Source organism: Vibrio sp. TRT 21S02 (genome assembly GCF_050113675.1).
GTDB lineage: Bacteria > Pseudomonadota > Gammaproteobacteria > Enterobacterales > Vibrionaceae > Vibrio.
The window spans coordinates 331,105-350,548 of record NZ_JBNJOI010000004.1; the positions used below are offsets into that span (position 1 = coordinate 331,105).

A 19,444-nucleotide genomic window follows, 5' to 3' on the forward strand; every position below is an offset into this window, starting at 1 on the left:
TGCCCTCTTACTTAGCTGCTAGTTTTTCTACACGGATCGTCACTGCACGTTTGTGTGCATCCAAGCCTTCCGCTTCAGCCATGGTGACCACCGTTGGTGCAAGGTTCTTTAGACCATCAGCAGACAGTTCTTGAATCGTCATACGCTTAGAGAAATCCGCCAAACCTAAGCTTGAATAAGTACGTGTGTAACCGTAAGTAGGAAGAACGTGGTTAGTACCCGATGCATAATCACCTGCAGATTCAGGCGACCAATCACCAAGGAAGATAGAACCTGCGTTGTCTAATAGAGGCAGAAGCTCGCGTGGATTCTTAGTCTGAACAATTAAGTGCTCAGGACCGTAGTAGTTCGAGATGGAAACCGATTGAGTCAGAGACTCGGCGATAATAATCAAGCTTGAAGCTAATGCTTGCTCGGCAATATCCGCACGCGACAGTTCTTTAAGTTGGCGTTGAACCGCGTCCGTCACTTGATCCGCAATCACAGGTGAAGGTGTCACAAGTACCACTTGAGAATCAGGGCCGTGCTCCGCTTGGCTTAGAAGATCTGCAGCAATGAAGTCTGGGTCTGCCGTTTCATCGGCAATCACTAACACTTCTGATGGACCTGCTGGCATATCAATCGCTGCACCACGGAAATCATTACTTACCTGACGTTTTGCTTCTGTCACGTAAGCGTTGCCTGGGCCAAAGATCTTATCAACTTTAGATACGGTTTCTGTTCCGTAAGCCATCGCAGCGACGGCTTGACCACCGCCAACGTTGTATACTTCATCAATGCCACACAATTTTGCTACATAAAGGATCTCATCAGCAATTGGTGGTGGAGAGCAAAGCACCACTTTACGGCAACCCGCAATTTTTGCAGGAACACCAAGCATTAAAACAGTCGATGGTAATGGCGCACTGCCACCGGGAATGTACAAACCCACTTTTTGAATTGGGCGCGTTACCTGCTCACAAAGTACACCCGGTTGAGTTTCTACTTTGATTAGCTGTGGCTTTTGCGCTTTGTGAAACTTAGCAATGTTTTCATACGCTTGCTCCAGTGCGTTCTTCATTTTTTCAGAAAGACGCGCTGACGCTTCATCGATTTCTTGAGTTGATACACGGATAGATTCCGGCTGCACTCGGTCAAACTTCTCAGTCAGCTCCAATAATGCAGCATCGCCTTCTTTGCGAACTTTCGCGATTACTTCAGAAACTGCGGCTGTGATGTTCGCACCTTCTGTGATTGCAGGACGCTCTAGAATCGAATCTTGCTGCGTTTCACTTAGTGATTGCCATACGACTGTTCTCATTGCGATTACTCCATCATTTTTTCAATTGGTAGTACTAGAATCGAGCTCGCACCCAGTTCTTTTAACTGTTCCATGGTTTCCCAGAACAGGTTTTCAGTACTTACCAAATGAACCGCAACTTTTTGCTTTTCAGCGGAGAGAGGCAATACGGTTGGGTCTTCCGCACCAGGAAGCAGTGCTTTGATTTGGTCTAGCTTCTCAGCTGGCGCGTGTAGCATAATGTACTTAGACTCTTTGGCTTGCTGTACACCTTGCATACGAGTTAGAAGTTTTTCTATAAGAGCGGTTTTATCAGTGTCAAATTCGCCAGTGCGCTGAATCAGTGTCGCTTTTGATTTGAAGATGATTTCTGCTTCTTTAAGGCCATTGGCTTCTAGCGTTGCGCCAGTAGACACTAAGTCCGCGATGGCATCAGCAAGGCCCGCCCGAGGGGCAACTTCTACAGAGCCTGTCAGCATACATGTTGAGAATGAAACACCCGCTTCATCCATATAGGCTTTCAGCAGTTGTGGGTATGTCGTAGCGATACGTTTGCCAGCGAGATCTTGAGGGCCGTTGTACTCTTCGTCTTTATCAATCGCGATAGACAAACGACAGCCACCGAAATCAAGGCGACGAAGTTGAACAAATTCATTCGGTTCACCCAACGCTTTACGATCTAGACGAACTTCTTCCAGTTCATTTTCACCAATAAAGCCTAGGTCAACTACGCCATCCATAATCAGGCCAGGGATGTCGTCATCACGAACCAAAAGCAAATCAATTGGCATGTTCTCCGAGTGAACCACTAGACGCTCACCCATTACGTTGAATTTCACGCCACACTTTTTTAATAGCGCTTGGCTTTCTTTACTTAGGCGACCTTTCTTTTGAATTGCGATTCTTAGGCGTTGTGTTTGCATTGCGAATTCCTTGTGCAATTTAAATTTATAAACTTTCTAATGACTAAAACTAAAAAACCCTCAAGAGATCTTTGGTCTCCCGAGGGTCTGAATCTGAATCTAGCGATTTAGCCTCCGGGAGTTTCCTGTCTCCCGGATATGCGCACATCTCCCGAAAGACTAGGATGGGTGATGGTGATGATGAATATTCATTTCAAAATTGCGCATATATATTAAGCTTCAATACTTGGTTTGTTTCGTTAACATCCACACTAACTAAGCTGTTAACTTTTTTCAACCATTAATTTTAAAAAAACTCAATTTGTATAATACAAATAAGAAGGGAGGCTCACGCCTCCCTTCTTATTATTCATAATTTCAATACGTTACTATATATGAGCACTTTCAATTTTAGACTTAGAAAGCATAGAAAGTACGACACATACAGCAATAAATGTTAAAGAAGCAGCAGCAAAAGCAAGACCAACAGAAGCTGTCATTCCTAAAACAATAAACCCGATACACGATACTAATGCGACAGAAAGTGCATAGGGTAGCTGAGTCGCTACGTGGTCGATATGGTTACAACGAGCACCCGTTGACGACAAAATAGTTGTATCCGAAATTGGCGAACAATGATCACCAAATACCGAACCTGCAAGCACCGCACTTAACATAGGAAGCATTAACGCAAGATCTGTGGCACCAGCCATATCACCAGCGATTGGCAACATAATGCCAAATGTTCCCCAAGACGTACCCGTCGAAAACGCCATTAATCCAGAAAGTAGGAATAAAATAACAGGTAACCAGTGTGGGTTGATATTACCTTGCACTAAGGTCGACAGGTATTTACCTGTATTCATGTCTCCAATTACTGAGCCAATTGTCCATGCAAAAATCAGAATCAAAATCGCGCCGAACATAGACTTCGCACCAATCCATAACGTGCGTGAAATTTCTTTTGCAGGTAACCCTTGTTTAACTACTGTAAATAAAGCAACAAATAATCCAACCAAACCGCCATAGATCAACGAAGTACCAACATCTGTATTTTCAAATGCACCTAGCATATTAAAGGCGATACCATCAGCCGCCAATGCTTGTCCACCGGTGTACATCATCGAAGCAACGGTAGCTGCGATTAAGAATACAATTGGTAAAACTAAATCGGAAACTTTGCCCTTTTCACTTTCCACGATATCTAATTCTTCATTTAGATCGTGCGCTTCTTGAGTATCATTCTCTAAGTCGTGATCAAAACCTCGACCTTGAGAAGCAGAGATTTCATGCTCTCGCATTTTACCGACATCAAGGCTGAACCATGCAACTGCGAACACCATCAGCAAAGCGAAAATAGCGTAGAAATTCATTGGCACCAAACGTAAATATGCACCTAGTGCAGAGTATTCAGTGATACCGTGTGAAACCAGGATGCCACCAATAATTGTCATGATGTATGCACCCCAGCTTGAAGCTGGCATCACAACACACATAGGTGCGGCAGTTGAATCAAGGATATATGCAAGTTTGGCACGAGAAACGTAAAAACGGTCAGTGACAGGGCGGGAAATAGCACCAACAGCCAAGCTGTTAAAGTAATCGTCAACGAAAATGAATACACCTAAAAAGGCAGCAAGAAGTTTAGAGCCACGTTTACTTTTAACGCGCGACTGAGCCCACTCAGCAAATGCACGAGTACCGCCAGACAACGTAAGCAATGCGGTCATCATACCAAGTAATAGCAAAAAGCCGACGATACTCATATTCCAAGTATTCAATCCGCCATCTTCAACAAATACACTTGATACGGTCGAACTAATATAACTTAGTGAATGAGTAAATGAATAATCATTAAGGAGAACAGCTCCTAGCGTAATACCCACACCAAGTGAAAGTAAAACTCGACGAGTAATGATTGCGAGACTAAGTGCCACTAACGGTGGCAAAAGCGAGTAAGGGGATGATGCAAAATCAATTAAATTCATGATCTTCAAAAACCAGTAATAAATGGTTAGAGATCTACTGCAGACTAATTGATGGAACTCATTTCCAAACAATTAATGTTGAACTTAGCGACAGGGAAGTGGACACTTCACCCAACCCTACAGTAGCGCTCCATAGTTTTACAAAATTATAGACTATGGCAGTGTTGCTCCTTTCGAAAACAACCCCAGCAAACGGTTTTGATTTACCTATTTACTTCGGCGAATTGCCCCTTCACATTTGTTCACTGGCATCACCCTAGCAAATGTTACTCATTCAATTCGCACCTCTACCGCTCTTATTATTTTAAACTATTGAAAAGTCATTTTAACAACAATTTAACCACAAAAGAGCATTAGGTGTTCGCCATTGTACTTGTTTGAAACACCAATGCAATACAACATTTCGATTTTTATTTACATGCGGAAGTTCACAATATGACAATGATTGTTTAGGTTAGTTTAACTATGCAATCAATGTTATAAAACTTCGTCTATCTTTAATTATTATTGATGGAAAGCAATATACAATATGAAACAAATGATACATTCATTCTAAATGAATATTGACTTTTCTATATCTAATACAGAAATCAATACTTATTAATAAAAGCTAAAGAATAAATTAAATGACGACACAGTTCTTATTTTTCATCAGATTTGTAAGTAATATTTGAATAAAATAGCTAATATAATATTGTATTAATTGTAACTCAGGTTTACTATTTAACTATCGACTCCATTTTATTTTATAGGAATGAACATGTCGGAATTAACCAAAACATTATTGAATATTCGCAGCTTGCGTGCTTTTGCTCGTGAACTGACCTTAGAGCAATTAGAAGAAGCATTGGACAAATTAACTACTGTTGTTCAAGAACGCAAAGATGCTTATGAAGAAGAACGTGCGGAACGTGAAGCACAGGAAGCTAAATTAGCAGCTATTGCAGAACAAATTACAAGTGATGGTATTGATGTTGAAGCTTTAATTTCTGCTCTTTCTGGTGAAAACAAAGCAAAAGGTAAAGCTAAGTCAAAACGCGCTCCTCGTCCAGCAAAGTACAAATACACTGATACTAATGGCGAAGAGAAAACTTGGACAGGTCAAGGCCGTACACCTTCAGCAATCCAAGAACAATTAGACGCTGGCAAATCTCTAGATGATTTCCTCATCTAATAAGAATTAGTCCCTGCGCTAAACCAGTTATAAAATAAAACCCGCCTTTCGGCGGGTTTTATTTTTATCTTTCCCAATATGCCTCTTCGAGACTATCTTCACGTTCTGGCAGACCACGCGATAATCTTGGTGAATGCTGAACTAACACTTCATAGCTAGCACGGTTTGAATATTTACAAACTTGTGAAAATGATGAATAAGTTAGAAATGAGTATGTATGTTTACTTGAATTGGGAACGTTCTCTTTATGATATTTATTTGCAGCCATATCATGCAACAGTGCGGATAATGCCGCATCCCCTGCTCCATTTGTATTTTTTATCTTTTCTGGGCCACCCATATAAGGAGAAATATGCGAATAGATCTTAATAGGCGTTTCACAACTTGCTTTTGATGCAGGTCTGCTGAATTCATAACGGTTAAATTCAGCGATACACCCTGGCAATAATGGCAGCGATGTCTCACGTTTTGCTGAATCTTCTGTATAACCTGCCATAAATAAACCAACTGGACCAGCAGTACATAGAACCAGGTCAACCCAGTCTAGTGCTTTATCTGACGCAGCAAGAGGGTCAGACTCTCCAGTTAATGCTTCTGCTTCATCTTCATTCATGGCAACAACAGTGACATGATCTCGCAAAAATTCACGCCAAAACTCCGGGTCGTCCTGAATAACAAATTTTGTACCTAGGGTTAGAACAACAGGAACATCATGTTTTTTAGCATATTCAATTGCTCGCATTGTCGCTTCAGGCATTGGATCGCCCTCTTTACAACGAACCAAATAAGCCGTTAAAACTAAAGCTGATGCAGTTTTGAAAATTTTCTCTGGAATATTATCCGCATGAAGTTGGTTCATTTGCCCTTCACTAATCGCAAACGTTCGCTCACCATCTTCAGTTATTAATGCAAAACAACGACCAATAGCACCTTCCACCCCTTGGAGGTAATTTAAATCCATTCGGCTAGATGTGTTGCATAAATAACGATAACCATAACTACCAATCTTAATATCTTGGCTCATAACGCCTAACAAAGTAGAACGATCATCTGCTAATACAGAATAGTTATGAAGGGTATTTCCTATTGTACCACCTGCATACTCGTTGGTAATGAGTTGCTGATCTTTTAGCTCGTTATACAAAGCTTCTGCAGTCGCATCATCAATAACTAAAGAGTGTCCCTTACTCAAATTGTATTTTTCGATAAGCTCTGAACTCACTTTTGCTTCAATATCCACCAAAGTTTGGTCAATACCGATAATATGAGTACGAGACATTTTTTTGCTTTCTTGCGACTGACTGACTAATGGGTCGCGAGCGTGAACCGGAAAGTAGTGCTTCGATTTACGTTGGCCAGGAAATTTCATAACAATGATTCTGAGTAAGGGATGAAAGGATGCCGGATTCTACCGCGCACAAACAGGCGCGGCAATAATAGAGAATTATAGCAAACGTTTGCTAAGGGATATTTTTATTCACCCTCCATAAAACTTAAATCCGGCAGCATATCTAGATGCTCAGTGTATCGCTTAAGATTAAACTCTCCATCATTCTTCATGACATCAAATATCTCGATTGAAACAGCACACGCCATCATCGCAATAGCATCTTCACGCGAGGTTCCAGTCATCATTAAACGCATTAAGGTCTCTTTAACTTTAATTGGGTTGCTATCCTCAAGCTGATTTTCGATCACTTGCATCAATTCATTTTCTTGGATCAGTTGTGTTTCTTCTGTCATCTCATGTTCTCGATATTTACAATTGTTCCCAATGTTATACCTGAGTCCTATCATGATGCTAGACTCCCTTGCAAACACAGGCTCTAAGCCGTTATTTTTTAATCAAAGAAAATTGTGATTTCGGTCTCGGATCTGTCACCAATCAACTCTTTCTGATAGAATCTGCCCCCAGTTAAATCAAGTGGTGTTTTGTAATGTCCGAAAACCGTTCTGACAACAGTCAAAAGAAAGTTATTGTAGGTATGTCTGGTGGCGTAGACTCATCCGTTTCCGCTTATCTTCTTAAACAACAAGGCTATCAAGTTGAAGGCTTGTTTATGAAGAACTGGGAAGAAGATGATAACGAAGAATACTGTACAGCTGCTGAAGATCTTGCTGATGCACAAGTGGTTTGCGACAAACTTGGTATTCATTTGCACACAATAAATTTTGCTGCGGAATACTGGGACAACGTATTTGAATACTTCCTAGCTGAATATAAAGCAGGCAGAACACCCAACCCAGACATTCTTTGTAACAAAGAAATCAAGTTTAAAGCATTTCTTGAGTTTGCAGACGAAGTGCTAGATGCCGATTATATTGCTATGGGTCACTATGTGCGTCGTTCATTCCCAGAGCAGGATGAAAAACCACAAATGTTGCGTGGTATTGATAGCAATAAAGATCAAAGCTACTTCTTATATACGCTAAGCCACGAGCAAATTGCACGTAGCCTCTTCCCTGTTGGAGAGCTAGAGAAACCAGAAGTGCGTCGCATCGCGGAAGAGCAAGGTTTAATTACTGCGAAGAAGAAAGACTCAACAGGTATTTGTTTTATTGGTGAGCGCAAATTTACAGACTTCTTATCTCGTTATTTACCTGCTCAGCCGGGTAAAATCGAAACACCTGAAGGCAATGTTATTGGCGAACACCAAGGATTGATGTACCACACGTTAGGTCAACGAAAAGGCCTGCACATAGGCGGACAAAAAGGCGGTGGCGGTAACGAAGAACCATGGTATGTCGCAGATAAAGATCTGAAACGTAACGTGCTTATTGCCGTTCAAGGTGCTGATCATCCGTTATTAAAGTCTCAAGGGCTGGTTGCATCACAACTACATTGGGTCAACCGTGAAGCCATTAAAGAACCAATGAAATGCACGGTTAAAACACGCTACCGTCAGACTGATATTCCTTGTACGATCATCCCTGTTGATGATGAGAACATCAAAGTGATCTTTGATGAGCCACAAGTTGCGGTAACGCCGGGACAGTCAGCTGTATTTTACAAAGATGAAGTTTGCCTCGGTGGCGGCATCATCGAAGAACGAATTTAATTGAATTAAAGTTCATCGTTATTAGGAGTATCACTACGTGGCTAACGCACTTTATGACCGAACTATTGCCTTTGCTGGTATTTGTCAGGCCGTTGCATTAGTGCAACAAGTAGCAAAAGACGGTTATTGTGATTCTGACGCGTTTCAAGCTTCACTCAATGCAATTCTAAGCACCAACCCTTCTAACACAGTTGCGGTATTTGGGAATGAAGCCAATTTAAAACTCGGTCTGGAATGTTTGGTTAAAGGAATCGATAGCACGCCGACTGGCAGTGAAATCACGCGCTATATTATTAGCCTGATGGCACTCGAACGTAAACTCAGTGCACGAAATGATGCGATGTCACAACTTGGCGATCGAATTCAGATGTTAGAGCGACAGCTTGAACACTATGACCTCTTAGACGAGAACATGATCAGCAATGTTGCCAGTGTATACCTAGATGTCATCAGCCCAATAGGCCCTAGAATTCAGGTCACTGGAACTCCATCTGTTTTGCAACAAACCTCTAACCAGCACAAAGTTCGTGCGCTGTTGTTATCAGGTATCCGTAGCGCAGTACTTTGGCGTCAAGTTGGCGGTAAACGTCGCCACCTGATTTTCGGACGCAAGAAGATGGTAGAGCAAGCACAAATCCTTCTTGCTCGAATACAGTAAGATATCAAGTAAGCAGCTCGCGTTTATCGCGAGCTCATTTTTTTGACTAATACAACTCTCGCGCAAACGTTTGCGCAATATTCGTGACAATTGCCACAGTTATTGGTATAAAGCTCACGAAATTTAGAAACCCAATTCAGGAGAACATCATGGAACTGTCAGCATTGACTGCTGTTTCACCAGTAGACGGCCGTTACGGAAGCAAGACAATTGCGTTACGCGAAATTTTCAGTGAATACGGTCTACTAAAGTACCGCACTATCGTTGAAATCCGCTGGCTACAAAAGCTTGCTGCTACTGCTGAAATTGCAGAAGTGCCAGCGTTTAGCGCAGAAGCAAATCAATTCCTAGACGACCTTGCTGCAAGCTTCTCTGAAGAAGATGCACGCCGTATCAAAGAGATCGAGCGTACAACTAACCATGACGTTAAAGCGGTTGAGTACTTTCTAAAAGAGAAAGTAGCAGACGTTCCTGAACTGCACGCTGTAAACGAGTTCTTCCACTTCGCATGTACTTCTGAAGACATCAACAACACATCACACGCTCTTATGCTTAAAGAAGCGCGTGAGAACGTGATTCTTCCAGAAATCCGCAACCTAATCGATGCTATCAAAGCGCTAGCAGTGGAATACCGCGACATTCCTCTTCTATCTCGTACACACGGTCAACCTGCTTCTCCATCGACAATGGGTAAAGAAATGGCAAACGTGGCGTACCGTATGGAGCGTCAGTTCAAGCAAATCGAAAACGTTGAGATCCTTGCGAAAATCAACGGTGCAGTAGGTAACTACAACGCACACCTTTCTGCTTACCCAGAGCTAGATTGGCACAAGTTCTCTGAAGAGTTCATCACTGAGTCTCTAGGCGTTACTTGGAACCCATACACAACTCAGATCGAACCACACGATTACATCGCTGAACTGTTCGACGCTATTGCTCGTTTCAACACTATCCTGATTGACTTCGACCGTGACGTTTGGGGTTACATTGCGCTAGGTCACTTCAAGCAAAAAACCATTGCTGGTGAGATCGGTTCTTCAACCATGCCTCACAAAGTTAACCCAATCGACTTTGAAAACTCGGAAGGTAACCTAGGTCTTGCGAACGCTGTGTTCGGCCACCTAGCACAAAAACTGCCTGTTTCTCGCTGGCAACGTGACCTAACTGACTCAACGGTTCTACGTAACCTTGGTGTTGGTGTTGGCTACGCAATCATCGCTTACACTTCAACGCTTAAAGGCATCAGCAAGCTAGAAGTAAACCGCGAAGCACTTCTTGCTGAACTAGACAAGAACTGGGAAGTACTCGCAGAGCCAGTACAAACTGTAATGCGTCGTTACGGCATCGAGAAGCCATACGAGAAGCTAAAAGAGCTGACTCGTGGTAAGCGTGTAGATGGCGAAGCAATGCGTAACTTCATCGACGGTCTTGAGCTTCCTGAGCACGAGAAAGCACGCCTTAAAGAGATGACACCAGCGAACTATATTGGTCAAGCAATCGAGCTAACTGATAAGCTGTAATTACTTCGTTATCAATTAATGATATGAAAGGTTGGTGTGAAAGCACCAACCTTTTTATTTTCCTGTGTGTTCTCAATGTATTTTCTGAAAGAACAACGTGATGGTTCCCACTTCGACACCAAATTTCTTAATCTTCGTTAGATTAAACACATGCTTGTCATCTTGGCGAAAGAGCCAATCATCAAAAAACACCGTAATGCTTGAATCATTTACCGCCAACTGAAAGTCATATTGCCATTGCAAGGCATTACCTATTTCCTTCCCTGTCGCCACACCAATGATGTCATCCGCCTTTCCTTGATAGCGGCCGCCTTCTAATCGTGTGATTACCCATGTCCGTTGATCTGTTTCTCCATCATCGAATACAAAATCCTCAACCAACGTCAGTGTCTTTCCCTCAACAGAGCCAACGATGTTGACTTCGAAACGGCGAGTTTGCTTTTGGGTATAGTCTTGAACCATTCCCCAAGCTTTGGTGTTCCCATCAAAATACTCAAATAAGTTAAATGCGGGGGTGCTGTCGCTATAGTCGTTTAAGTCTGTAGAGCACCCCGAGAACCAAAATGAGCAAATTAATAAGAGAATAGCTTTCCAACTCATTGATTTTCTCCTATTAACTGTTTTCGTAGCTCTGGGTATTCTGTTTCAGGCGATAACCAAATCGCGAGAAAAGCATCATTTAATTGCTCATCTTCAATCTGACCAATTTGGTATAAATCAACCTCACCGTTAGCGTAAAAAAATTGCCCGACTCTTCCATCAGTCACATACGTCAGGCTTTGCCCCTGCTCTATATTTGGGAATATACCTTCCACCGTTTTTACCCAAGGCATTATTTGACTAGATTGATAACCTAACTCTCGCCATTGTTCTTCGGTGGCATCAATGAGTTGCTGACTTGAAATGTTACGTTGATAGTGTATTTCTAGCGCTAGAGGATGGGGAGAAATATCGTTGGATGCTGCATACTTTCCATTGGGAGATAGCAGTTGTGAAGAATACACGTCAAAAATAAAGACGGTAAGTTGTGCCGTCCCAACCACCTGCCATTCATGCCAAACAGGCGATTTTCCTATTGTAGTGGCCTCAGCGCTTACTACGTTTGTTCCAATCAGTAGAGCAAAGAAGCTTGTTTTCCATTGTTTCACTATTTGCATAACGATAAACCCGACATATCACAAATATGATGACAAACCATTCAACAAACAAAATGATTGCCGTACTGCTTACAGAGTTTGGGAAAGTCACTGCACCTAAACCATTACCGGCAAAGTAACTTGCCATCCCTGCAAAGCCTCCTAATAGTGATACGGGAAAAACAGGATATCGGGTCAAAAATGGCATTAAATAATAGGCATACCATAAAAAGGCAAACCATAGTGCGAGCAGCCACAATGGAAATTCTGGTATTTCAAATCGCAACAAATCGAACTGAATATTGGCATAATCCACAGCAATACCGAGTAAGCTCAATAAAACAACTTTTTCTAGAGGGATATAGTGCTTCATCAATGTAATAGCATAAGTTGCCACTACACAAGCAATGGTCAGCCATTGATAGTTTTCCCCACCGACAACAGCAGCAAACCAAATAACTTGAAACCAGGTCGAAATGATAAACAGCTTTGCCATGTTGTTTCCTCCTGACACCTTAAGTTGTTGGCTAGCCGACTTTCTCGAATATCATGTGTACAGTGCTAATCGTTCTTGCTTTAAAGCCACCTGCGCAATAACAAAAATAGAAGCGCCACATTCTTATAAATCGACTATCAAACCCTAACGCTCTAACCTCTGCTAGTGATTTATCAAAGCGACATAACCACTCTTCGAGTGTTTTTTGATAGTCTAGTCCAATATCAAATAAGTCTCTTACAACCAACTCACTCTTCGATGTAGCTGCATCGGTCAGTACAGAGACAGAAGGCAGAAAGCCACCAGGAAAGATGTATTTCTGAATAAAGTCTACATTTCGACTGTAATAATCATAACGTTGGTCAGCGATCGTAATTGCTTGAATGGCCATCAATCCATTCGCTTTTAACAAGGAATTGCATTTCTCAATAAAGGTAGAGAGAAACTCTTTCCCGACCGCTTCAATCATTTCAATGGAAACTAACTTATCAAACTGCCCTTCTAATAAGCGGTAATCTTTTTTAAGCAAAGTGATTTTATCTTCTAGCTTCTCTTCGATTATGCGTTGTTTCGTGTAGTTATATTGCTCCTCCGATATCGTTGTTGTGGTTACTTTGCATCCATATTGTTTCGCCATATAAATAGCCATCGCACCCCAACCCGTACCAATTTCGATAACGTGATCATGTTTAGACAGTTGTAATTGCTGACATAACCGTTCCATTTTATTGGTTTGAGCCACTTCTAAACTGTCTGTTGGTTGATTAAAAACTGCGGCCGAGTACAACATTGAACTGTCTAAAAATAACTTGTATAACGCGTTGCCAATATCGTAGTGAGCGTGAATGTTTTTAGTCGAATTTCGCAACGTATTACGATTTAGCCAGTGCTGTAATTTATCAGTGAACTGAGTCATCCAACTGGTTTTGCTCTCTAACTTATCAAGCATTTTCATATTGAGTGCAAACAACTCAATCACCTGAATCAGATCAGGGCTATCCCACCACCCGTCCATATACGCTTCAGCCGCCGCGATACTGCCACCTTTTAGAACACGCGAATAAAGCGCCGGGTTGTGAATTTCTATACTGGCCGTAGGAGTCCCCTCAGACGAAAAACCAAACCGGTGAATACGCTGACTTTCATCACTTTCAAATGTCTCATCAATAATCAGTGAACCGGCATCTAAATGGTTAATCAGCTTAAAAAAAAGCGCTCGTGTTAGTTTGTCCAATTGGCTGGTACGTTTATTTAAAATCAATGCATCACTACTGGCCATCACTGATTCTCCTCATTATTATTTTTTATTGGTTCCGAGTTATATTTGGGGTGTGAGTAAAAAGGAGCGCCTTTGCACCAAAGCTTTAGCGCGTTCCAATAAATCCCTATTACCATTTTTACTGCCATGACAGGCGTTTTGATCAACTGGGCGATCAAAGCTCGGCTAGAAAGCGGGATCTTTTTCATCACCATGGTGGCATCAAAGACTTTGTCGTTTTCATGGCATTCAAGGTGGATAAAAAGCTGCTTTGTTAAAGGTTTTATTCGCCAAAGGTAAGACTGATTGATTGGATTGAACGGTGAGACATGAAAAGCCTTATTATGTACCCACCTTTTCTGATTGGCTGGAACGACATAATAATGCCTTTCGTTCCATGGCGTATTGCTAACTTCCGCTAAGAGATATTTCCAATTCTGCTGAGCATCAAAAACATAATAGAAGTTCACCGGACTGAAATAGATCCCCATATAGCGCAATTGAACGACAGCAAGCACTTTGCCATTAACTTCGTCACCCGTGATCTCATAAATTTTCTGATGGACTGCGCTCTTCCAATCCCCAGTGTTTCCGACATAATCAGAGCGTTTGATGCGAGCCCAGTGCCACCATTTGTCACCCAGCCCCCAAATTCGCTCTTGTACTTTTGCTAACTCATCGAGATCGATACAGGGTGAGAATAAAGTATAGTTAAGGCTATGCTTCACTGGCGAGAAACGCCGGTGCCTAACCGTCCCGATGAATAAATGACTATTTAGCTGCGACACCATCTTATGCTGCTCCGCGATGAACAAGGCAAGCATTTGATAACGCCTGCAGATCTTCCACCACACTTAATGCGCTACGCACCCCATCTTCATGAAAACCGTTGTGCCAATATGCGCCACAAAACCAAGTATTGCGTTTGCCATTAATTTCGCTTCGTCTTTGTTGGGCGATCATAGACTTCAAGTTAAACACGGGATGATGATAAGTAAAACGTCGTAATACCTTATCTTCGCTAATTTGAGCATCGCCATTTAGCGTGACACAGAATGTATGCTCGGACTCAATATGCTGCAGTATGTTCATGTTATAAGTCAGAACAGGCGGCGAACTGAATGTCCCTTGGTTACCAGAGAGGTGATAATTCCAAGAAGCCCACGCCGCTTTTCTGGTGGGCAACATTGACTCGTCAAGATGCAGAGTCACATCATTCGCTTGATAAGCTAAATCTTGTAAGATCTCTGTTTCTGACATATTGGGATCAGCCAACAACTTCAATGCCTGATCACTATGACAAGCTAAAATCACGTGGTCGTAGTATTCCGCCTTCCCCAAACTCATGACCCAAACGCCTGAGCCTTCTCTCCAAACTTTTTCAACCGGACTGTTTAAGCGAATATTATGACGAAACTCTTTGGTCAATTTTGGAATGTATGCTTTAGAGCCTCCCTCAATCACATACCATTGAGGACGATTCACCACATCGAGCAAACCATGATTAAGGAAGAAGCGCGCAAAGAATGAAAAAGGAAATGCACGAATATCGGTCATTGGAGAAGACCAAATGGCAGCACCCATGGGTAAAATATAATTCTCACAAAAATAGTCACTAAATGCGTTGTTTTCTAAGAACTCACCCAGTGTTAATTCATCCTCATCTTGATACAGGCTACTTTTTACAGCTCGGTTAAAACGCAATATTTCAAAGATAAATCGATAAAATGTTGGGCTAAACAGATTACGTTTTTGAGCAAACAAGGTACGAAGTGTATGACCATTATATTCGACCCCTTGATTGTCATTTCGAACACTGAAGCTCATTTCAGTTTCTTTCCCTGAAACACCAATCTCGTTCATCATTTTAATAAAGTTAGGATAGGTTTTGTCGTTGTAAACAATAAAGCCAGTATCCACTGAATACATGCCCCCTTCTAATTCAACGTCCACCGTTGCGGTATGGCCACCAATATAGTCATTTGCTTCATATAATGTGATGTCATGTTGTTTATGAAGATGATAGCCACACGTTAAGCCTGAAATCCCCGTTCCTATTATTGCTATTTTCATAGTCGTATCCTTCTTATCGGGAAGTGAGTTGCGCTGTGAGCTTGCGCTGTAAAAAATAAGGTAGCGCCCCAAGAAATCGGAGCATGCTGGTGAATCGAGTTGGGAAGTAGATCGTTTCTTTCCCTTTTTCTAATCCAAGCTGGATGCATTTTGATGCTTGCTCAGGCGAGACGAGAAAAGGCATTGGGAAGGTGTTCTTATCCGTTAGTGGCGTTTTAACAAAACCGGGATAGATCGTAGATATTTTTATTCCATAAGGTTTTAAATCAAGAGCAAGCGATCGAGCCAAATAGCTTACTGCCGCTTTTGAAGCGCCGTAAGCTTCAGCTCTAGGCAGCGCAACTTCACTTGCGATGGAACCGACAATGGCCACTCTGTCGCCAGCACTAAAATAGGGTTGAATGGCCTCTAAGGTATTCGCCAGTCCAATAACATTCGTATCAAACACGCGCTTTATTAACGCCGCATCAATCTTCCCATGATCGATATATTCACAATCGCCAGCATTTAATATCCAAAGTTCTGGAGAGCACTGAATTTGAGCGACTTGTTCTTTAATCGCCCTTAGTTCAGTCATGTCAAAACAAAGCGTTTGTATTACAGGGGACAACCGTGATAACTCAGATAAACGACTTTGATTTCTGCCACAAGCCACGACCATCCAACCAGCATTGGCATAATCTATCGCTAACTGCTGGCCAATTCCTGATGTGGCTCCGGTAATGAACACACAACTCATTGGGCTAGCCTCTGCTTGATACCTTTAACGACACGTCCAAGAAAAGGCAGATTTTCATAGAGCATCTCACCCAGATCAAAGTAGTCTCTGTGGTAAATGACCTTTCCTTCCGAGAACTTTAGGTGGCTTACGCCACTCACTTCGATGTTCTTGCCTTTGGAGAGTTTCGGGTGCTGGAGGTGCATCGTCCATGTTAAGAAGCCAGTCTCACCGACTTGTTGCAGCTCATCAATATCAAAATCACAGCGAAGAACGTTATCGTATAACCCCTGAAAGTAACGCTCTAGTTGCTCAATCCCAACTAAACGATGTGCAGCATCTTCGAACACAATATTTTGATGGTAGATATCTTTGAGCAAAAATAAGCTCGACTTGTCTAGCTGTTGGTAAAGTCTCCCAACTTCTGAAATGTCCATATATATTCTCCGCCCTTCCTGAACACCATACGCTTATCGGCTTAGATTTAAGCGTAGACAAATGCAACCATACGCACAAACCTCAGCTTGAAGCTTTTATGTTATTGGATACGAAAGAAATATAAGGAAGGATCAAAAAAGGCTTGGTAAAAACCAAGCCTTTGCATATGAGTAAGAATACTATGCGTTATTTGCTTCAAATTCTTTCATGAATTCAACTAACGCTTTTACCCCTTCAAGAGGCATTGCATTGTAGATGGAAGCACGCATGCCACCAACAGCACGATGCCCTTTCAAAGCCACCAGACCACGTGCGCTTGCTTGCTCTAAAAACAAACCATCAAGTTCAGGTTTAGCGAGCTGGAAAGGCACGTTCATACGAGAACGGTTCTCTGGATGAACGCCATTATGATAAAAATCGGATTGATCGATGTAACCATAAAGCACTTCAGCTTTCTCTCGGTTTACTTGCTCCATTGCAGCGACACCGCCCTGCTCTTTAAGCCACTTAAATACTAGCCCTGACAGATACCAAGCAAACGTTGGTGGCGTATTAAACATCGAGTCTTTTTCTGCCAACACTTTGTAGTTAATGAAGCTTGGCAACAGTTCGCTCGCTAGATCGAGTAAATCGTCACGAACGATAGCAATACAGATACCAGCAGGACCGATATTCTTTTGGGCGCCCGCATATATTACGCCATATTTAGATACATCTATCTGTTTAGACAGAATGTTTGAAGACATATCCGCTACAATCGGTTTATCCGTCACTGGCAAGTCAGAAATTTCAATACCATCAATGGTTTCATTTGGACAGAAATGAACATACGCAGATTCTGAATCGATCTGCCACTTGGAAGCTTCTAATACTGCCGTTTTGCCATCTTTCTCTGACTTTGCGAGAAAAGCATCCACTTCACAGTATTTTTGCGCTTCTTTAATTGCACTTTCGGCCCAATAACCAGCATCAATGTAAGTCGCTTTCTTTGCTTCACCAAGCAAGTTTAATGGCACCGCCGCAAACTGAGCGCGAGCGCCTCCCTGACAGAACAGTACTTTGTAATTACTCGGAATGTTCAGCAGATCACGTAAGTCTTGCTCTGCCTCTTCAGCCACTTTAATAAACTCTTTACTACGGTGACTGATTTCCATGACGGACGTGCCCAGCTCATTCCAGTTTACGAACTCAGCTTGCGCTTTTTCCATCACTGCTTTAGGCAGACCTGCTGGGCCAGCACTAAAGTTATATACATTGTCCATTCTGTCTTTCCTTGCTCATGCTTTAATTAAGAACCACACGATTAATAACACGTTTTTTCGCGGATAAAAAGCAAGAAAAGAGGTCTTAAGACCTCTTTTCTTTCCTAAACATGAATAATTTTCACTATGGTTGCAACATCAAGGGCATGAGAAGAGCAAACAAAGGCACTTGCTGTCCATTAGCAAAAACTAACTTACCATCTTTTAAGTCCGCATTAATCTTGTAACCAGTATCGGTATCCTGAACAAACTCCATGATCACAGCTTCATCGATACCTTGTTTGATAAATGGATACTCTTCAACAAGCTCATCAGAAAAATAGGTATCCAATTTACCAGTCAGAGCTGGCAAAATTTTTGTTGGATCGGCAGCCACATTATCGGTACCTTCAGGAATCGTAACATTCCATGCAGACTCAAATTCCCCTTTACCAAGCGTTAAAGCCATCTTATTCATCGTCAGGTTAAAACCTTTAGAGAATAACGTTTCAACATAAGGAATCGCTTTCTGAATCTCTGTTTCAGTCAACTGAGGATTATTTTGATATAAGGAAAGTAATTGACTGAATGATTCACTATCAATATCACCAAGCGAAACATCCACTTTGAAATTAGACAAAGTGTCTTCGTCCATTGTTGCATTATTGATGGTAAATACATGATGGCTATCTAAACGGCTCGTCATATCATCTAGCGCTGAGTTGAACTCATATTGGGCTTGGTTAATGTCGAGAAGTGTTGTCGATTCACCCTCAGTAAGGCGAATACTATCCAATTTGGCAACTTGATCACCCAGCCAATATCCATTGAGCTGTTTTCCATCACCTTGACCAGTTAAACTCGTCATGATCAATTTTTCACCAGAGTTAAAATCAATCTCTATCGAAGGAATATCTAACTGATAATTCACATTGCCTAAAACGGTCGCATGTCCAGTTAAGTTTGACGGTGCAATGGAAATAGCCGCACCATCCTCACCAGAAAACTCCTGATGCCAAGCGGCCAGCTCTAGCGAGAAGTCGGTATTTCCATTTAATTGCGTTACCGTATTCAAAGTCAGCGGTAACTGAGGCACATTTTCTAAAACAGAAACGGCACTCAAGCTTAATAACCCATGATCAATATTACTGAGTACAATCCAGTCGGTTGGCAAGCCGTCGGCCTGAAGCTGCTCCGCCAACGCTTCATCGGTTAAGGTGTAGCGCGTTTTAACAACGGACGATAAGTAGCCACGGTCGTAGCTGACAATTTCTGCTTTTACGGAAGCGTTATCGAAATTATTGATGCCATCGGTAATAACATTCTGACCAATTTGCCCTACCGCAAGAGGCCAACATAGTGCTAATGAGATTGCGCCACCTATAGCGCCGATTTTTTTAAGCTGATGCATGGTCTATTTTCTTTGTTGATCGTTTCAATCAGTCTACACCAAAAAACATTGAGATAAATCAGACTATTGGCCTTAAGTACAAATCTGCAGAAA

The 19,444-nt window shown here is 42.0% G+C and carries 19 protein-coding genes, 1 riboswitch and 1 other annotated feature; of the genes, 4 read left to right on the forward strand and 15 right to left on the reverse strand.

All coding sequences use genetic code 11. The features are described 5' to 3' along the window. Positions 1 to 7: 7 nt before the first annotated feature. The 3 genes from hisD to ACQEXU_RS07550 form a co-directional block, all read right to left on the reverse strand. Positions 8 to 1,300, reverse strand: a complete 1,293-nt coding sequence (hisD, locus tag ACQEXU_RS07540; protein WP_427010299.1) for a histidinol dehydrogenase — start codon at positions 1,298 to 1,300, stop codon at positions 8 to 10. A gap of 5 nt (positions 1,301 to 1,305) precedes the next feature. Further along, entirely contained in the window at positions 1,306 to 2,202 is an 897-nt protein-coding gene (gene hisG / locus ACQEXU_RS07545; protein WP_427010300.1) for an ATP phosphoribosyltransferase, read from the reverse strand. A 48-nt stretch (positions 2,203 to 2,250) separates the two neighbouring features. Then, positions 2,251 to 2,386, reverse strand: a sequence feature (His leader region). 184 nt (positions 2,387 to 2,570) lie between these two features. Continuing rightward, complete coding sequence (locus ACQEXU_RS07550) at positions 2,571 to 4,169, reverse strand: Na+/H+ antiporter NhaC family protein (RefSeq protein WP_427010301.1); 1,599 nt, start codon at positions 4,167 to 4,169, stop codon at positions 2,571 to 2,573. A 115-nt stretch (positions 4,170 to 4,284) separates the two neighbouring features. Further along, positions 4,285 to 4,467: riboswitch (Lysine riboswitch) on the reverse strand. 462 nt (positions 4,468 to 4,929) lie between these two features. On the opposite strand from ACQEXU_RS07550, the gene ACQEXU_RS07555 reads away from it, so the two are divergent. Continuing rightward, complete coding sequence (locus ACQEXU_RS07555; protein WP_367988740.1) at positions 4,930 to 5,343, forward strand: H-NS family nucleoid-associated regulatory protein; 414 nt, start codon at positions 4,930 to 4,932, stop codon at positions 5,341 to 5,343. A 64-nt stretch (positions 5,344 to 5,407) separates the two neighbouring features. Here ACQEXU_RS07555 and ACQEXU_RS07560 read toward each other — a convergent pair whose 3' ends face one another. Both ACQEXU_RS07560 and ACQEXU_RS07565 read right to left on the reverse strand, forming a co-directional pair. Further along, the gene (locus ACQEXU_RS07560) at positions 5,408 to 6,712 is read right to left on the reverse strand and encodes an inosine/guanosine kinase (protein ID WP_367988739.1); all 1,305 of its coding nucleotides are present in this window, start codon (positions 6,710 to 6,712) and stop codon (positions 5,408 to 5,410) included. A gap of 104 nt (positions 6,713 to 6,816) precedes the next feature. Continuing rightward, positions 6,817 to 7,086: a hypothetical protein gene (locus ACQEXU_RS07565; RefSeq protein WP_427010302.1), complete on the reverse strand. Its 270-nt coding sequence runs from the start codon at positions 7,084 to 7,086 to the stop codon at positions 6,817 to 6,819. 194 nt (positions 7,087 to 7,280) lie between these two features. Here ACQEXU_RS07565 and mnmA point away from each other — a divergent pair, with 194 nt between their 5' ends. The 3 genes from mnmA (at position 7,281) to purB (ending at position 10,580) form a co-directional block, all read left to right on the forward strand. Continuing rightward, on the forward strand, positions 7,281 to 8,402 hold the full coding sequence (gene mnmA / locus ACQEXU_RS07570; RefSeq protein ID WP_427010303.1) for a tRNA 2-thiouridine(34) synthase MnmA: 1,122 nt from the start codon (positions 7,281 to 7,283) through the stop codon (positions 8,400 to 8,402). Positions 8,403 to 8,439: 37 nt separating this feature from the next. Further along, complete coding sequence (gene hflD / locus ACQEXU_RS07575; protein WP_427010304.1) at positions 8,440 to 9,060, forward strand: high frequency lysogenization protein HflD; 621 nt, start codon at positions 8,440 to 8,442, stop codon at positions 9,058 to 9,060. 149 nt (positions 9,061 to 9,209) lie between these two features. Further along, positions 9,210 to 10,580, forward strand: a complete 1,371-nt coding sequence (gene purB / locus ACQEXU_RS07580; protein WP_367988735.1) for an adenylosuccinate lyase — start codon at positions 9,210 to 9,212, stop codon at positions 10,578 to 10,580. Between the two features lie 72 nt (positions 10,581 to 10,652). On the opposite strand, the gene ACQEXU_RS07585 is transcribed toward purB, so the two are convergent. The 10 genes from ACQEXU_RS07585 to ACQEXU_RS07630 form a co-directional block, all read right to left on the reverse strand. Further along, positions 10,653 to 11,180 carry a DUF3833 domain-containing protein gene (locus ACQEXU_RS07585; protein WP_427010305.1) on the reverse strand — a complete coding sequence of 176 codons (528 nt, stop codon included), beginning with the start codon at positions 11,178 to 11,180 and terminating at the stop codon, positions 10,653 to 10,655. Beyond that, a complete protein-coding gene (locus ACQEXU_RS07590; RefSeq protein ID WP_427010306.1) occupies positions 11,177 to 11,737 on the reverse strand; it encodes a chalcone isomerase family protein in 561 nt (186 codons plus the stop codon). Before ACQEXU_RS07590 ends, ACQEXU_RS07585 begins: the two co-directional genes overlap by 4 nt. Further along, positions 11,667 to 12,212: a DUF2878 domain-containing protein gene (locus ACQEXU_RS07595; RefSeq protein ID WP_427010307.1), complete on the reverse strand. Its 546-nt coding sequence runs from the start codon at positions 12,210 to 12,212 to the stop codon at positions 11,667 to 11,669. Before ACQEXU_RS07595 ends, ACQEXU_RS07590 begins: the two co-directional genes overlap by 71 nt. A 31-nt stretch (positions 12,213 to 12,243) precedes the next feature. Further along, positions 12,244 to 13,491, reverse strand: coding sequence for a class I SAM-dependent methyltransferase (locus ACQEXU_RS07600; RefSeq protein ID WP_427010308.1), 1,248 nt, complete (start codon positions 13,489 to 13,491; stop codon positions 12,244 to 12,246). Next, a complete protein-coding gene (locus ACQEXU_RS07605) occupies positions 13,491 to 14,261 on the reverse strand; it encodes a DUF1365 domain-containing protein (RefSeq protein WP_427010339.1) in 771 nt (256 codons plus the stop codon). The genes ACQEXU_RS07600 and ACQEXU_RS07605 overlap by 1 nt, the downstream gene beginning before the upstream one ends. A gap of 1 nt (position 14,262) precedes the next feature. Continuing rightward, a complete protein-coding gene (locus ACQEXU_RS07610; RefSeq protein WP_427010309.1) occupies positions 14,263 to 15,543 on the reverse strand; it encodes an NAD(P)/FAD-dependent oxidoreductase in 1,281 nt (426 codons plus the stop codon). A gap of 13 nt (positions 15,544 to 15,556) precedes the next feature. Further along, positions 15,557 to 16,282: an SDR family NAD(P)-dependent oxidoreductase gene (locus tag ACQEXU_RS07615; protein ID WP_427010310.1), complete on the reverse strand. Its 726-nt coding sequence runs from the start codon at positions 16,280 to 16,282 to the stop codon at positions 15,557 to 15,559. Beyond that, a complete protein-coding gene (locus ACQEXU_RS07620) occupies positions 16,279 to 16,698 on the reverse strand; it encodes a nuclear transport factor 2 family protein (RefSeq protein ID WP_427010311.1) in 420 nt (139 codons plus the stop codon). Before ACQEXU_RS07620 ends, ACQEXU_RS07615 begins: the two co-directional genes overlap by 4 nt. Before the next feature lie 180 nt (positions 16,699 to 16,878). Next, a complete protein-coding gene (gene serC / locus ACQEXU_RS07625; RefSeq protein ID WP_427010312.1) occupies positions 16,879 to 17,961 on the reverse strand; it encodes a 3-phosphoserine/phosphohydroxythreonine transaminase in 1,083 nt (360 codons plus the stop codon). A 124-nt stretch (positions 17,962 to 18,085) separates the two neighbouring features. Further along, on the reverse strand, positions 18,086 to 19,351 hold the full coding sequence (locus tag ACQEXU_RS07630) for a DUF945 family protein (protein ID WP_367988726.1): 1,266 nt from the start codon (positions 19,349 to 19,351) through the stop codon (positions 18,086 to 18,088). Positions 19,352 to 19,444 lie beyond the last annotated feature (93 nt).